Origin of the sequence: Leptospira adleri (genome assembly GCF_002811985.1) — a bacterium.
In the GTDB taxonomy this organism is placed as follows: domain Bacteria; phylum Spirochaetota; class Leptospiria; order Leptospirales; family Leptospiraceae; genus Leptospira; species Leptospira adleri.
Genome location: NZ_NPDU01000058.1, coordinates 13114 through 28232 on the forward strand (window position 1 = coordinate 13114; position 15119 = coordinate 28232).

General features: G+C 42.1%; 14 protein-coding genes. 9 read left to right on the plus strand and 5 right to left on the minus strand.

The genetic code is table 11. The features are described from left to right. Positions 1-31: 31 nt before the first annotated feature. From flgK to CH376_RS17995, 5 genes are read left to right on the plus strand one after another with little or no spacing between them, the layout of a single operon-like run. Positions 32-1942 (plus strand): flagellar hook-associated protein FlgK, encoded by a 1911-nt coding sequence (gene flgK, locus CH376_RS17975; RefSeq protein WP_100784562.1) that lies wholly within the window; start codon positions 32-34, stop codon positions 1940-1942. A gap of 38 nt (positions 1943-1980) precedes the next feature. Further along, entirely contained in the window at positions 1981-3246 is a 1266-nt protein-coding gene (locus CH376_RS17980) for a flagellar hook-associated protein 3 (RefSeq protein ID WP_100784563.1), read from the plus strand. Positions 3247-3295: 49 nt separating this feature from the next. Then, a complete protein-coding gene (gene fliW / locus CH376_RS17985; protein ID WP_100784564.1) occupies positions 3296-3748 on the plus strand; it encodes a flagellar assembly protein FliW in 453 nt (150 codons plus the stop codon). After that, positions 3749-4003 carry a carbon storage regulator CsrA gene (gene csrA, locus CH376_RS17990; RefSeq protein ID WP_100784565.1) on the plus strand — a complete coding sequence of 85 codons (255 nt, stop codon included), beginning with the start codon at positions 3749-3751 and terminating at the stop codon, positions 4001-4003. A gap of 49 nt (positions 4004-4052) precedes the next feature. Further along, positions 4053-4850, plus strand: coding sequence for an LA_1326/LA_4305 family lipoprotein (locus CH376_RS17995; RefSeq protein ID WP_100784566.1), 798 nt, complete (start codon positions 4053-4055; stop codon positions 4848-4850). 505 nt (positions 4851-5355) lie between these two features. Here the strand turns inward: CH376_RS17995 and CH376_RS18000 are convergent. After that, positions 5356-7152, minus strand: coding sequence for a monovalent cation:proton antiporter-2 (CPA2) family protein (locus CH376_RS18000; protein ID WP_100784567.1), 1797 nt, complete (start codon positions 7150-7152; stop codon positions 5356-5358). A gap of 48 nt (positions 7153-7200) precedes the next feature. Beyond that, positions 7201-7956, minus strand: coding sequence for a type 1 glutamine amidotransferase domain-containing protein (locus tag CH376_RS18005; protein ID WP_100784568.1), 756 nt, complete (start codon positions 7954-7956; stop codon positions 7201-7203). 148 nt (positions 7957-8104) lie between these two features. On the opposite strand from CH376_RS18005, the gene CH376_RS18010 reads away from it, so the two are divergent. Then, positions 8105-8590, plus strand: a complete 486-nt coding sequence (locus CH376_RS18010) for a glutathione peroxidase (RefSeq protein WP_165781698.1) — start codon at positions 8105-8107, stop codon at positions 8588-8590. Positions 8591-8629: 39 nt separating this feature from the next. Next, complete coding sequence (locus tag CH376_RS18015; RefSeq protein ID WP_100784570.1) at positions 8630-9073, plus strand: MarR family winged helix-turn-helix transcriptional regulator; 444 nt, start codon at positions 8630-8632, stop codon at positions 9071-9073. On the opposite strand, the gene CH376_RS18020 is transcribed toward CH376_RS18015, so the two are convergent. Then, positions 9070-10044, minus strand: a complete 975-nt coding sequence (locus CH376_RS18020) for an NAD-dependent epimerase/dehydratase family protein (protein ID WP_100784571.1) — start codon at positions 10042-10044, stop codon at positions 9070-9072. The two genes, CH376_RS18015 and CH376_RS18020, sit on opposite strands and share 4 nt — an antisense overlap. Positions 10045-10172: 128 nt before the next feature. Here CH376_RS18020 and CH376_RS18025 point away from each other — a divergent pair, with 128 nt between their 5' ends. Further along, the gene (locus CH376_RS18025) at positions 10173-10544 is read left to right on the plus strand and encodes an LIC13410 family lipoprotein (protein WP_100784763.1); all 372 of its coding nucleotides are present in this window, start codon (positions 10173-10175) and stop codon (positions 10542-10544) included. Here the strand turns inward: CH376_RS18025 and CH376_RS18030 are convergent. Further along, positions 10541-11266, minus strand: coding sequence for an LIC13411 family adhesin (locus tag CH376_RS18030; protein ID WP_243394683.1), 726 nt, complete (start codon positions 11264-11266; stop codon positions 10541-10543). The genes CH376_RS18025 and CH376_RS18030 overlap by 4 nt on opposite strands. A 164-nt stretch (positions 11267-11430) precedes the next feature. On the opposite strand from CH376_RS18030, the gene CH376_RS18035 reads away from it, so the two are divergent. Then, positions 11431-13854: a 1-acyl-sn-glycerol-3-phosphate acyltransferase gene (locus tag CH376_RS18035; protein ID WP_100784573.1), complete on the plus strand. Its 2424-nt coding sequence runs from the start codon at positions 11431-11433 to the stop codon at positions 13852-13854. Here the strand turns inward: CH376_RS18035 and purT are convergent. Continuing rightward, a complete protein-coding gene (gene purT / locus CH376_RS18040; protein WP_100784574.1) occupies positions 13851-15014 on the minus strand; it encodes a formate-dependent phosphoribosylglycinamide formyltransferase in 1164 nt (387 codons plus the stop codon). The two genes, CH376_RS18035 and purT, sit on opposite strands and share 4 nt — an antisense overlap. Positions 15015-15119 lie beyond the last annotated feature (105 nt).

Consider the following 15119-nt stretch of genomic DNA (forward strand, 5'->3'; position numbering starts at 1 on the left):
TCGACAGATATTTTCGAATTAGGAGGAAGTCATGGGATCCACATTTTCAGGTCTTGAAATCGGAAAGAGAGGTTTAACCGCTCACCAACAAGCGCTTCAGACGACCGGTCATAACATTTCAAACGCGGATAACAAGCAGTATGCGAGACAGAGAGTCACGATGACAGCGATGGATCCTTTGTATGATCCTTCCCTCAATCGTTCCAATCTTCCCGGACAAATCGGTCAAGGCGTTGAAATCGCTTCGATTGAAAGAATCAGAGACAACTTCGTAGACGATCGAATTATCGAAACTTCGGGAAACAAAGACTACTGGGCCGCTCGCAACGAATATCTTTATCAACTGGAGACGGTTTTTAACGAACCGAACGGTACCACCCTTCGAACTCTTATGGATAAATTTTGGTCTTCTTGGGAAGATCTAGCGAACTACCCCGAGGACAACGCGCATCGCTCCGTAGTTTTAGAAAGAGCAAACGGTCTAGGTAGTAGAACGGAAGACGTCTATCGGAAACTCGCTCAGTTAAAGGATCAAGCGAACCGAGAGATCGAAACCAAAGCGTATCACATGAATACGATCGCCGAAAATATCCGCACCTTAAACGATAGAATCGGAAAGTCCGAAGCGTTAGGCGACAGGCCGAATGACCTTTATGACAAACGGGATGCCCTTCTTCAGGAACTTTCCTCTCTTGTGGACGTTACGATCGGTCGTTCGGATGAAGACGAGCTGATGGTTTTTATCGGACAACAAATTTTGGTTCAAGGAAACAAAGCGAACAAGATCGATATTCTCGGTAACCCTTCAAAAGACGGTCTTTTGGATCTTTATTGGTCCTCGACCGGAGATCCGGTACTTCTGAGAAAAGGAAGACTTCAAGGTTTAATAGAGGTTCGTGATAAGATTATTCGTGAGAAAATCGATCAGGTGGATTCCCTTTCCATCAACGTGATGGATGCGGTGAATGAAATTCACAAAGACGGTTTCGGAATCAACGGGAATACGAACCAAGCGTTTTTTAACATTCGATCTTTGTCCATCAATACCTTTGGAGAATACGATTCCAACGGGGACGGACAAAACGACGTTACCGCGATCTTTCGCGTTAGCGGTAGAAATACGATCGATCCGGATCGTCCGATCGGCATCAACGGAACGATCAGCTTTAATCAGTCCGACGCCAAGGAGGCGCCGGTATTGATTCCCTATTCTTCCAATGATACGATGAACGGGATCATTAAGAAAATCAACGCTTCACGTTCCGGCGTTGTGGCTTATATGAACCACGACAATCAACTCGCTCTGAAAGCTACCGTCGCCGACGACCATCCCAATAAGAATTTTATCTTAAGACATATAGAAGATTCCGGAGATCTTCTCGTCGGAATGACCGGAATCTTGATGGCATCGGGACCCTCCGGCGCCTACGACTACAAACGTCTCGGAGAAATCAATAAACTTCAATCTCGACCGGAAGACATTACTCTTACTCCGCACTTTCATCCTTCTTCCCATTTTAGAATTGCGGATTCAATCGCGAATAACGTGGCGAACATAGCGGCAGCCCGAGGTAAGGATGTCGGCGGAACCGGGGACTATAATTCCCCGGGAGGACATAAGGATGGTCGTAACGCGCTGATGGTTGCTTCCGCTTTGCGAAACAATCCGGTGATGGTGGATTATTCCAAAACGACCGACGATTTCTACAATACTCTGATTTCTAAACTGGGAACCGAAGCAAGAGAAGCAAAGCAAGAATTCGGTATTCAAAACGATCTCATGTCCGAACTGGAAAACATGAGACAATCCGTAATGGGGGTCAATCTCGATGAAGAAATGGCCAACATGGTTCAATTCCAGCATTCTTACAATGCCTCGGCGAAGATGATCAATACTATGAACGAGATTCTAGATACGATCATTAATCGTCTCGGTGCGTAGGCTCACAAAAACTCGGTGAGTAAGGAGAAAATTTTATGATGCGCATAACGAACATGATGCAGAACAACAGTCTGGTCAAAAATTTAAACAGACATCAGCTACAAATGGACGAAACGCAGAACCAACTCGCGACCGGACAAAGGATTCGTCTTCCTTCAGATGAACCCGGTCGTGCTACAAATCAGATGTTTTTTCGTTCTAGGTTGAACGAGTTAGATACCTTTCAAAGAAATATCGACGACGGAAATTCCCGTCTTCAGCAGATCGACGGAGAACTGGATCGTATCGGTTCCCTTTTTCAAAGAGCCAGGGTTCTCGCTGTCCAAGCGTCGAACGGTATCTACCAAGGAGATAAGGGGTTTGAACTCGAGGTTGCGATCGGGAAGGAGATCGATGAAATCTTAAGAGCACTCGTAGATATTGCGAATACAAGAGACGCAACCGGTCGTCCGTTATTCGGCGGGCACGTGATTGAAAGACCTCCTTTTGAACCGATCGAATCCAAGATCAAAGGTCTTCAGGGCATCGAACTCAAAAATCAATTTATCGGAGTGGAATATCGAGGAGATATCGGAGAACAACTTCGTGAAATCGAAAAAGGCGAATACATTCCCGTAACGATTCCAGGGAACAAAGTTTTCTGGGGAACGAACATGAGTATCACCAGCAAGGTGGATAACTCGGGATATATCGCGACGTCCGATCAAAAATTTAAAATCGACGGAGTGGAAATTCATATTTCAGCCGGAGATACGATCGACGATATCATCGATAAGATCAACAATTCTCCTTTGGAGGTAAAGGCTAACAAACTCGCGCAGGATAATATCAGTTTGAGTTCGACGGCCCCTCATCAAATCTGGATGGAAGATACCGAAGGCGGAACGATTCTTAGGGACATCGGACTTGTGGATTCTGCGACCTCAGAACCGCCTAACAACTATTCTAAGTCGGCAACAGTAACCGGACTTTCAGTTTTCGATGTGATGATTCAATTCAGGAACGACTTGATTCAAAAAGATCAGGAAAGAATCTCGGGCCGCGATCTTCAAGACTTGGATTTGGCGATGGAAAATATTCTGCGTTACCGCGCGGTCGTGGGCGCTAGAATGAATCGAATGGAAGAACACGCACAACGAGTGGACTTCGATAAATCTTACATCACCGAACTTCTTGCTAAAAACGAAGGAGTAGATTTTCCGGAGACGATCATGAATATGAAATGGTTGGAAACGGTTCATCAATATGCGCTCAACGTCGGATCGAAAATTATTAAACCGACATTGATGGATTTTTTGAGATAAAAAATAGATAGAATGTTCTGAATGGAAAGGTCCGGGGTAAGAATTTAAAATGGGAATCGAGATTCAAACAAAGCCGTTTGGAAAGATACAAATATCGGAGAAACAAATCCTTTCATTTCCGGAAGGTCTTCTCGGATTTGAGGATTATAAAAATTTTGCCTTGATAGAAGAGGAGGAAGAATCCGTTTTTAAATGGCTGCAATCGACGGAAGAAGTGGATTTAGCTTTTGTTGTAATTCCGCCGTCGCTTTTTAAAAAGGAATACAAACCGTTGATTCCGGAACAAGAACTTCAATTGATAGGGATCGATGAGATCAAAGAAAGTCTAACGCTTGTCATAGTGACGATTCCCGGAGAAGATCCAGCGTTGATGACTGCTAATATGCAGGGACCGATTCTTATCAACAAAGGAAGTCTAATAGGAAAACAATTTATTTCTAGAAACGAATCCCACTCGGTCCGCGAAAAAATTTTAGAAACCGCCGCCGTGGAGATGAGTTAAGTGCTGGTTCTTGCGAGACGAACAAACGAGTCGATTATGATCGGCGATGATATCGAAATCGTAATCGTCGATATCAAAGGAGATCAGGTGAAGATCGGCGTCAAGGCTCCTAGAAACGTTTCGGTTCATAGAGCCGAAGTGTATAAGGATATTCAGGAAGAAAACAAAAAAGCCGCGGGAACAAAAATCAAACCTGAAGATCTCGGAAAGATCGGAAACATTCTTAAAAAGAAAGATTCGGAGAAAAAAGAATAATTCTCTTCGATCGATTTTAATTTCAGAAGAGAGTATCTTCGCCCTTTTTATGAATCGCCTTCTCGTAATCCTAATTACATTCGTTTTTTTTTCCTGTTTCGCCGGGATTCGTAAAGAACTCAACTATTCCTCGGATTCCATCGCTTTCTATTCTTTCGCAAAGGGTTCCGAGTTCCCGACTTGGATAGATATAAACGCGAAGTATCCGGCAAGTATAGATTCCGAAACTTTCAAAAAACTTTTGGAAGAATCCTTGTTTCAACTGGGAAACAAAAACGAATCTCTGGTGAACGATGCCGCGTTACGCATCTTTTCAAAAGAATTGAGCAAGGAAATCGCGGACCGTTCCTTACAAAAATTCGCGCAATCCCCCGATCAATGCTATCAACTTTGGATTCTAAAAAAAGAAGATACGATCAATCCGGGAAGGAGAATCCGAAGAACTGTTTTTCTTTTGTATCCGGCGTCGGAAGCGATTCACTTTGTTTTTTTCGAATTGAATCAGTTCATCGATTTTCAGACCCCTTATTCGTTTCAAGATTGGTCAAATTTCTCCATTTCGGAATCGAATCTAAAACCTTCGCTGGAAGTCTTTATTCCCGATTCAGCGATCGGAAAACTAGTTTATTTTAAAGACGACTCAAAGAATGAATCCAAAAAATACCATGTTATCGCCCCTTTTCAAATTCAGTCTCCGACAACTCCTGAGCAAATAAATTCCAGTAAAAAAATGAACATCAGTGATTCGGAGAAAAGAATGATCGAACTGAAAGCTTTGTTCGATAAAAAATTGATTTCGGAAGAAGAATACAGAAAGAAACGTGAAGAGATATTAAAATCTCTCTAAAAAATCAGATTCCAATTCGTCTGCATTCAAATAATAACGCTTATTTGCAATGGGATATCATCCTCCGGATTTGTCTTCGGCGGATTTTCCGGAAATAACGCCTAACGCGACTAAAAAGAGAATCAAATTCTTCTAAAAATTTAAATTTGAAAAATGATTTGAACTAATTCCGTATTTTATAAAAAGACACTGATTTCAAGGATCGAATTATCACCGCAAAAAATCGGAGCGGCTCGACGAAGAGCCACTCCGGAGAGAATAGTGAAGAGAATTGGATTTTCCCGATTTGAACTCTATGGGAAGTTCAAAGCGGAAAAGTTTCCTATATTGAACATATCCGGTAGGCTGGATCTAAAAGACAGAGAAAAATCAGCTTGAGATCATATTTTTAGATAAAGAAAAAGCTAAGAAATAATCGAAGAATAATTTATTGAGTAACTTGCGTTCGATTTGACGCTTTTTTTGTCAAATCGTTCATTTCGAGGCAATCGAAACGAATCTACATTTAAGTACCGGTCTTTCCCTCTTTTTCAAGTCGATCGGCTTCGAACGCAGCCTCTAACTGGCGGATCGAGTTTTTAGAAAATTGTATGAATTCTTTTTCATTGTGTCTCACTTGGTACTGTCCTTTGAGAGTCAATTCGTCGTGAGCGCGAAACTTCTTAATCTTCTGCTCGACTTCGGAATCCATAAAACCGAGATGACTCAAAGTTTCGCCCGCCAATTCAAGAGCGGAAGCAAAGGTGTCTCTTCTGATGATTTTTACGCCGAGCTCCAATAATTTAAAAACATGTTCTCGATTTCGTGCGCGTGCAATGATCGTAAGGTTCGGAAAATGTTTTTTTACCATTTCGGCAACTTTTACGGAAACATCTATATCTTGAACCGCTAATATAAAAAGATCCGCTTGCCCGGCTCCAGCGGAACGGAGAAGACTCAATTTGCTCGCGTCTCCGTAATAAATCTTATAACCGAATCTTCTCGCGACATTTACTTGATCGGGGTTGTGTTCCAGCGCGGTAAATCCGATTCTGTGAACGAATAACATCCTTGCTATGATCTGACCGAATCTTCCGAAGCCCGCAATGATAACTCTGTTTTGTTCTTCGATATTATCCGCTTCTTGTTCTTCGGTATTTTTAAAAAATATCTCTACAACCTTGTCTTTTACCAGGCCAAGGATCGGGGTTAAACCCATGGATAACGTTACTACGGCAATGACTAGATCTGCTCTTTCTCTCGGAAGGATGGAAAGCGAAACTCCGACTCCTAAGATCACAAAAGCAAATTCTCCGCCTTGGGAAATTGTTACCGCAAGATTGAGAGAGGTTTCCTCATTTTGTTTCGTGACTCTTCCCAAAAAGTAAAGAACTATCGCTTTGACCGCCATGAGGCCTAACGCAAAAAGAATCACAAGAATCGGATCTTTTAAAACTTCACCCAAATTTATGGACATTCCCACCGCTAAAAAGAAAAGACCTAAGAGCAGACCTTTGAAAGGTTCAAGATTCGATTCTAACTCATGTCTGTATTCGGAATCTGCAAGAATCACGCCGCCCAAAAAAGAACCGAGTGCCATTGAAAGCCCTACTTGATCCATCAACAAGGACACACCAACGACGATTAAAAGTGAAAGTGCGGTGAAAATTTCATGATTTCCGGAAGAAGCGACGAGTCGAAACAAAGGCCTCGCTAAAAATCTTCCGGCGAGTATTACCGCAAGCACCATTCCGATCGCAGTCAAAATGTGCATGAGTGTATTTTGTGTCGCCGTTTCGCCCGTGGATTCCCCTAAAAAGGGAAGAATCGCCATAACCGGAATCACTGCGAGATCTTGGAAAAGAAGAATAGCAAACGAACTTCTTCCGTGGGCGGTGTTCAACTCATTCTTCTCTCCTAAAACCTGAAGAGCGAACGCGGTAGAAGATAATGAAATACTAATACTGATGACGATCGCTTGCGCTTTGTTTAATCCGAAAAACGATAGAATTGCGAAAAAGATAATAGAGGTAAGAATGACTTGAAGACCGCCCAAGCCGAAAACGGGTCTTCTCAAAACCCAGAGCCTTTGCGGTTTCAATTCTAGGCCGATGAGAAATAAAAGCAAAATTACTCCGAACTCCGAAAGATGGAGAATGCTCTCCACATCGGTGATCAATCCGATACCCCAGGGTCCGATGATCGTTCCTCCGATAAGATATCCGACTACGGAACCCAATCCTATCTTTTTAAATAAAGGAACCGAAATTACGGCCGCGGAAAGAAAGACAATGAGAGTTATCAGTAAGCTATGATCTTGCATTCTATTTCCTGAATATTTTAGACTGTGAAACTTCTTACTTTGAGAAAGTTAAAATAACTTCATAAAAGAATTTACGAATGAATACGCGTCGCCCGGCCATCGGGAAGAAACGTAATTTCCGTCGGTCAGTGAATGTCCCCTTTTGATTTTTTTATGACTGTCTCTGAAAATCGGCTTTGGCCCGAGATGAAAATCCTTCGGATCCTTTAAGTTTTCTTTCACTTCGTCTTCTACGGATTGAGAATAAGTTCTGTAATAATCGCCTAACCATAATCTGGTTAAATTCCAAGCAGCCATCTCTTGCGATTTTAAAAGTGCGGTCGTTTTTTTTCCAAAAAGAATCGAACGATCCGTTCCGGGAAATTTACTTCGAGCCGCTAAAACTACGCCGTGACAAATCGCGCCAAGAGGTTTGCCGGTCGCAAAAAAAGCTCCTACAAAGTTTTGAAGAATTTCTGATTCTAGATATTCTTTCATTCCAGGCGCGTGACCTCCGGGAAGAATCATTCCGGAAAAATCTTCCGGTTTTAGATCGCCGTAAGAGAATGGATGTAAAAAATTAGGATCCTCGATCATCTCCCGATACGCGGCTCTTGCATTCTTATGAGCGATGAGAATCGGTTTCCAAATGCCCAAGCCTTTTCCGGTCAACATTCTAAAGTCGGCTTCCGCCGGTTGTCCGCTCGGAGTGGCAAAGAAAACTTCGAAATCATTCTCTTTTAAGACCTTCCAGGGAATCGCAGCCTCTGACGGATCAAAGTCTTTCGAAGGAAGCGGTATTAGAATTTTATGCTTGGAACTCATAGGATTCATTCTAAGCGGTTCTATAAAAAATCAACCCCTTAGAAGCGTTTGGACAGAGTTTCCTAAAAAATAAAAAATTCTTCTTGACCGATTGGGTTTAAATCCATTTTGTAAAATTAAATTGTGCACAATCTAAATGGAGATTGAAATGAGCCAAACACTCTACGACCTCACGGCCACTCTGAACAGCGGCAAAGAACAGAAATTAGAGGATTATAAAGGGAAAGTCCTTTTAATCGTCAATACTGCCAGCGAATGCGCGTTTACTCCTCAGTATGCGGCTCTTCAAGAGCTTTATAAAAAATATAACTCGGAAGGATTGGAAGTATTAGGATTTCCCTGCGACCAATTTAAACACCAAGAACCGGGTTCCGATGAAGCGATCAAAAGTTTTTGTCAGAGAAATTACGGAGTTGAATTTCCTATTTTCAAAAAGATAGATGTGAACGGAGATAACGCTCATCCGGTATTTCGTTTTCTTAGAAGCGAAGCATCCGGTTTTTTTGGAAATTCGATCAAATGGAATTTTACGAAATTTTTGGTCGATAAAAACGGAAAAGTGATCAAACGTTATGCGCCGATCACAACCCCCGATAAGATTGAAAAAGAAATCAAAGACCTCTTAAAAAAATAAAGATAAAACCCGTTTTGGAAATTCAAGACGGGTAAATTTATGATCGCCAAAGAATTATTTTTAGAGAATCAAATCTGTTTTCCCTTATACGCCTGTTCTAGAGCGGTAACTTCCTTGTATCGACCCATCTTAGAGGAACTCGGCATCACATATCCTCAATATTTGGTCCTTTTGATTTTATGGAAGGAAGACGGGCGCAACGTCAAAGAAATCGGAAAAAAATTATATTTGGATTCCGGTACTTTAACCCCTCTGCTCAAACGTCTGGAAGAATCGGAACTCGTGCATAGAAAAAGATCCTCCGAAGACGAACGTTCCGTTCAGATTTTTCTATCATCCAAAGGTAAGAAACTAAAAGAAAAAGCGATCTGCGTACCCGACAAGCTGATGGAAAACCTGGACATCGATAAAAAAAGCCTAACGGACCTTAAAAACGACTTGGATCGTTTGCTGAAAATTCTTTCCGAAAGATCGGATTTTTAACCCGTCCTCTTTGTTTGAACGATCTCGCGAATTCCTGCATCGAACGGAGTTTTAAACTTAAATCCGAGTTCTTTTTGAATTCGAGAAGAATCAACAACGGATGTTTCCTGTATGTATTCGATGCCGATTTTTCCTCCGCCGATTTTGGAATAGAGTATATTAAAAAAATAAAATATTCCTAACATGAGTCCTTTGAATCGGATTCGAAAATAAAATTTACGCGGGAAAACGATTTGAAATACGTTTTCAAGCTCGGGAAAAGAAAACGTTTGCGGATGCGCGACGTTGTAAATTTTCCCCGAGGCTTTTTTCCATTTTTCTAAGACTACTAGGACGGCATCGATCACATCTGCGGAATAAACGATTGATTTTCTAAATTTCGGATTACCGGAACAAAGAAGAATTCCATATCGAAATATTCGCAGAATTTTATTTAGAAAACTTTTGCTCGTCGGGCCGTAAACCGAAGCGATCCGTAATACGACGAATTTGTTTTTCGAATTTTGGAAGAGAGATTCACATTCGATTTTGGAAAGCGCGTAATAGGTTTTTCCCAGTAACGGGGAATCTTCTGTGACGGGGTCATTCGAAAAACCGTAAACTGAAGTTGAACTGGAAAAGAGGATTCCTGCTTTCCTATGTTTTGACGCGAAGTTAAGAATTTTTTTTGTTCCTTCTTCGTTGCCTCTCTTATAATCCTCATAACTCGAACCGTCTCCGCTTACTTTACCGGCAAGATGAATGATAAACAAAGGTTCTTCGTTTATGTTAAGTTCTTTCGATCCTTCTAGATCGAATTCGTAAAAGACGAAGTTCGGATGGAATCGAATCGAGTCGGGAAAAGAAGATAGAGTCCGTCCGACGTTTACGACTCTGAATCTTTTCAGTAATTCGGGTAAAAGAATGAGTCCTAAGGAGCCGCTTCCGCCGGTTAAGAGAACGGTTTGAATCATATCTTCTCTTTCTTTCATGGAACCATTGTGATTCTTAAGCGGTGTTAAAGAAGAATTTTTTAAAATTTCATTCGATTTTTAATCTCGACAATCTTAAAATGCGGGTAACTATTGCAGTTCAAAATTCAAACTTAGAGAAGATTACGATGAAACAAATTTTTTCAGCGCTCATGATTCTATCATGTCTTTCCGTTCTTTCGTTTTGTAAATCGGAGGATAAGAAACAACCTCCTAAACAGGAATTCCAGCCCAACTCCGACATCAGAACGTTCGAAGTCGGAATGATCAAAGAAGGTGATAAACGTATTAAGGCTGAAGCCGTTTTAGGAACTCCCTCAGTGGAATTAAACACACAGGACGGAGCGGTTTTAGAGTGGTATCTCGTTTCTACCGAATACCAGAAAAATTCTTATAAAACATTGGCTGAAAAGCCCGCGAGTATCACGGAAGATACTAAGTTCATCAAGCTGACGATCGATAAAAAAGGCGTCATCAAAAAGATGGAATACAAACTCTAATCGGCGACATCGTCTTCCAATAAATCCAATCCCGCGAGTCCGAGTAAAAAGTCTACAAGCTCCGCGGGGTTGACTCCGATTCTTACGCCATAATAAATTCCCAAATATACTTCTATCTGAAATAGAAAACTTTTCGGATAACCTTCTTTCTTTTTGTTGAGCGCTTGCAGAGCGTTTTGAATCGAAGGATCGTTTCGATCAAAATTCTGCTCTTCGATAAATCTTCTATAGAATTCTTCTTTTTTTCTTTTTCTTCTTTCCGCAACCGGGATGTGATAAAAGGACAGATAACGCAGTTTTTGACTTTTGATATTATATCTTTCATTTAAAAATTCCGGAACTTTATCGCCGGGAATTTTCGTATTCTCCAAATTCTTAAGTTCCTCTTGAAGCTCGGGAGATATTTCTTCGTCTCCGGTATCCGCGGTTTGAGTTTCAACATTCAACGGAAAAAAAGTATCACTTCCTAAAATTCCGAAGATTAGTTGTTGAGATCGATACGTTCCGAAATGACCCCCTCTCAATCCGTAACCTTTTCCTAGATCTCTTTGTCCGGGAGAGGATTCTCCGCCTTGAAAAACAAAGCCCGCTGCGAGAGGGCCGATTCTTAAACCTGCTCCGTAACCCGGATTTTCAACGCCCGCAGTGAAAATGTCTTTAAAATCATTCTTTCGATTTTGAAGATAGGTCGAGCAATTGTTCGCAATCAGAACCGCGGATATGACAAAGAAATAAAAAAAGAATTCTTTGCGTTGATTTTTGGATCCGTTTAAAATCACAAACCCACGATCTTTTCTTTTACTACTTAGGCAACCCGGAAAAAGAAAACAAAAGGGAACGTTTTCTGATTGTTTCGGAAATTCTTAGGCTCCCAATAGCAATTAGAATGGAAGAAATAAAACCATCCGAAGAGATTTTAAAAAATATCGCCGTTTTGGGAGGAGGACCGATGGGAGTCTTTCTCTCCACTTATCTTTCTCCGAAGACTGAAAAAATGTTCCTTTGGTACGACGATCGTAAACGCGCGGAAAAAATTCAAAAAGAAAGAATTACTTCCTTATTGGAAGATTCGATTACTCTTCCCGAAAACGTTCAGATCACGAGTGAATTCGATTTTTTGAAAGTCGGTTCTTGGATCATTATCATAGCGGTTCCTTCCCGTCTTATGGAGGGGATTTTAGAAGAGTTGATTAAAGTCCTCGATAAGGATTTATCTCATTCGATCTTCACCTTTACGAAAGGAATATTGTCCGCATCCACGAGACGCAAGAATAAATGTATTACATATTCTGAATATATTGAAAAACTAGCATCCGACGCCGGCTTTTCGAACATAGAATATACCGCAGTTAACGGACCGAATCTTCTCGGAGAATTGAAAAGAGGACATCATAGTTTTTATTGTCTTTCCACATCGGGGCAGCGGTCCATTGAGATCTTCGACGCTCTTTTTAACGGTTCTCGAAATCATACGAAAACTTACGAAGATCTTGTCGGCCTGGAGATTTTCGGAGTCATGAAAAATCCGATCGCAATCGCTTGCGGAATCGCCTCCGGAATTCCTGAATGCGGAAGTAATTTTGAAGGAGAGTTGATCAGTCTCGGCTATTCCGAGATCACGACTCTTTTGAATGCGCTGGAAATCCCGACCAAACCTGTGCAAGAATACGGCCTTGCCGATTTGATTGCGTCTTGCACTTCCCGTTACAGTAGAAACAAAGCCTATGGTCACCGATTCGTTCGGAAGTTGATTTCCGGAGAGGATCAGCCGAATCTCATCGAGAGAATAGAATTGTTTTTTAATCCCGCCGAGTTCATTCAAAAAGAAGTAAGTCAAAGTGAGAGCCATGTGGAAGGGGCGTTCGCGCTGGCTTCGATCATCGCACTTGCGGAAGAAAAAAAGGTCGAAATTCCGCTCTACAACACGCTTTTTCAAATTCTTACAAGGCGAGTTTCTCCGACCGAACTGATCCGGTTCGTTTCCAAATCCACTTCGGACGAGGATAAACATATTTCCAAAACGGCAACCAAACGTTCCGGTTTGGGGATGGCGTCCGGTAAAAAATTTCAGGAAGCGCTCGGAAAGAACGTTCTTCGACATATAAATGGACAACCCGGGATGACGGATCGAATCATCAAGCAGTCTTCTTTGATAATTAAATCATTAGAAAAACGTTATAGAGAAGCGGAAGAATCGAACGATATTACCGACCTGCTTCAAATCCCTAAGGAGATACAACTCTGGAGGGAGATAGAATCGAGTTTTCATGAAAAAGGAAGCAAGGATCTATCAAGAATATTAGATTTTTATGTTTCTGAAATTGCGGACGATTATAAGCCGTTTTTAAGAGATACGCTGATTCATCTGATCGCGCCGACTCGTTACGTTTTGAGCGGTTTTAAACCGGGCGCCGGATTACCGAAGATCGGAGGTTGTGTGAAAGAGGTAAAAGCCCTCGCTTCCAGATACGATATTTTATATACGCCGACTCATCGATCTCATTTGGATTCCGTCGAAGTCGCTTTCGGTCTAAAATGGCTCGGCCTTCCCGTTCCTCGTTACGCCGCAGATAAAAAAGTAATGGCGACTCCGGGCCTTGCTAGCGTTTTGAAATCTCTGGGCGCTTACATGGTGGATCGTAAAAGAAATCGGAATATTCTTTATTTGGAATGTTTGACTCAGTATTCCACGATGATGCTTGAAGCCGGAATTCCGACTCTTGTATATCCGGAAGGAACTCGTTCCCGGACCGGCGGAATCATTCCGATCAAGACCGGAATTCTATCCACATCGGTTGAGGCCTATAAACACACCGGATCCGAAGTGATCGTGGTTCCGATTGCTCTTTCTTACGAAAACGTTCCGGAGGACGAAGAATTTTCGGGAAAGGATAAGAAGCCCGGCTTTCGGGATTTTTTTTATAAAAGAACCGAAGTGTATATGGATCTCTGTGAACCGATTCCCGTATCCAAATATATTCACGAAGAAGATCCAACGGGTTCGATCGGTTTTGAGATCACCCAAGGTTGGAAAAAGTATCGCAGGATTCTTCCGAATCAATTGGTCGCAAGAATGTTAATCGAAGCGGAAGCCGATATCGGATTGAATGAGCTGAAAAACTCGATCAAAGAAACCGTCCTTACGGAAAAACAGAATTATCTTACGCAAGATCCGGAAGAAATTTTACAGAAAGGATTGAAGGTCTTAAAGCAAAGAAAGATGATTTCCGTGGAGAACGGTATCGTGAAAGTATTGGACCCGCAACTGGTCCAATACTACGGAAATATGTGTTCCGATGAGATCTCCTAATCGATTTTAATCTTGGAAGCTAAGAGTGACGCACGTTTTCGAAGGGAGGAAATCTCTTCACCTTTATTAGAATAGGCGAGAGTTACGCCCATTCTTCGATAAGGTCGCGTGACGGGTTTTCCGAAAATTCTAAAATCGGATTCGGACATTCCGGAGGCGATGTCCAACCCGGTTACGGAAGGAACTTTTCCGTCTGAATTCGATAGGATAACGGCGCTCGCTCCTTTTCTTTCCAGAGTGATTTCGGAAATTGGAATTCCAAGAATTGCTCGAAGATGGAGTTCGAATTCGTTGAAGTTTTGCGTTCCGGCTAACGTAACCATTCCGGTGTCGTGAGGTCTTGGAGAAAGTTCTGAAAAATAAACCTGATCCTTCGTAAGAAAAAATTCAACTCCCCAGATTCCGGCCCCGGTCAGTTCTCTTGTAACTAAATCAGCCATCCTTTGCGCTTCTTTGAGTTGAGATTCAGAAATTTCGGTCGGTTGCCAACTTTCCTGATAATCTCCTCTTTCTTGTCTATGACCGATCGGCGGACAGAACAGAGTTTTTCCGCTTTTCTGCGTGACGGTCAACAAAGTGATCTCGGATTCAAAACGGATAAACTCTTCAACGATCACTTCTGCCGCGCCGGCGCGGCCTTTGGTTTGGGAAGCCTCCCAGGCTTTAGCAATATCGTCTTCGGATTTAATGACCGATTGTCCCTTACCGGAGGAGGACATGAGAGGCTTGATTACGCAAGGAAGTCCTAATTCTTTTATCGCCTTTCGAAGTTCTTCTTCCGAGGCCGCGTATAGATATTTTGCCGTGAGGACTTTCAAATCTTTCGCCGCCAAATCACGTATGGATTTTCGATTCATCGTAAAGTTAGCCGCCTTTGCGGAAGGAACGACTTGATACCCTTGTTTTTCGTACTCGTAAAAACGTTCGGTACGAATCGCTTCTATTTCGGGAACGATAAGATCCGGTTTGTGTTTTGCGACCACCTGATCCAAAAGATTTCCGTCGAGCATATTGATGATCTCTTTTTCGTGCGCTACTTGCATCGCCGGAGCGTTGTCATACGAATCTACCGCAATTACGCGTTGTCCCAATCTTTGAGCGGCGATTACAAATTCCTTGCCGAGTTCCCCGGAACCGAGGAGAAGAATTTTCTTTTTCATAGTCTTGCTGGCAGAATGAAAAATTTCTCGAAAAGATCAAAAAGAAAACCTGAGAATCGGACCGATTTTCGCGGGAATAAAAACCAAGGTTGGATCCGATTGAAT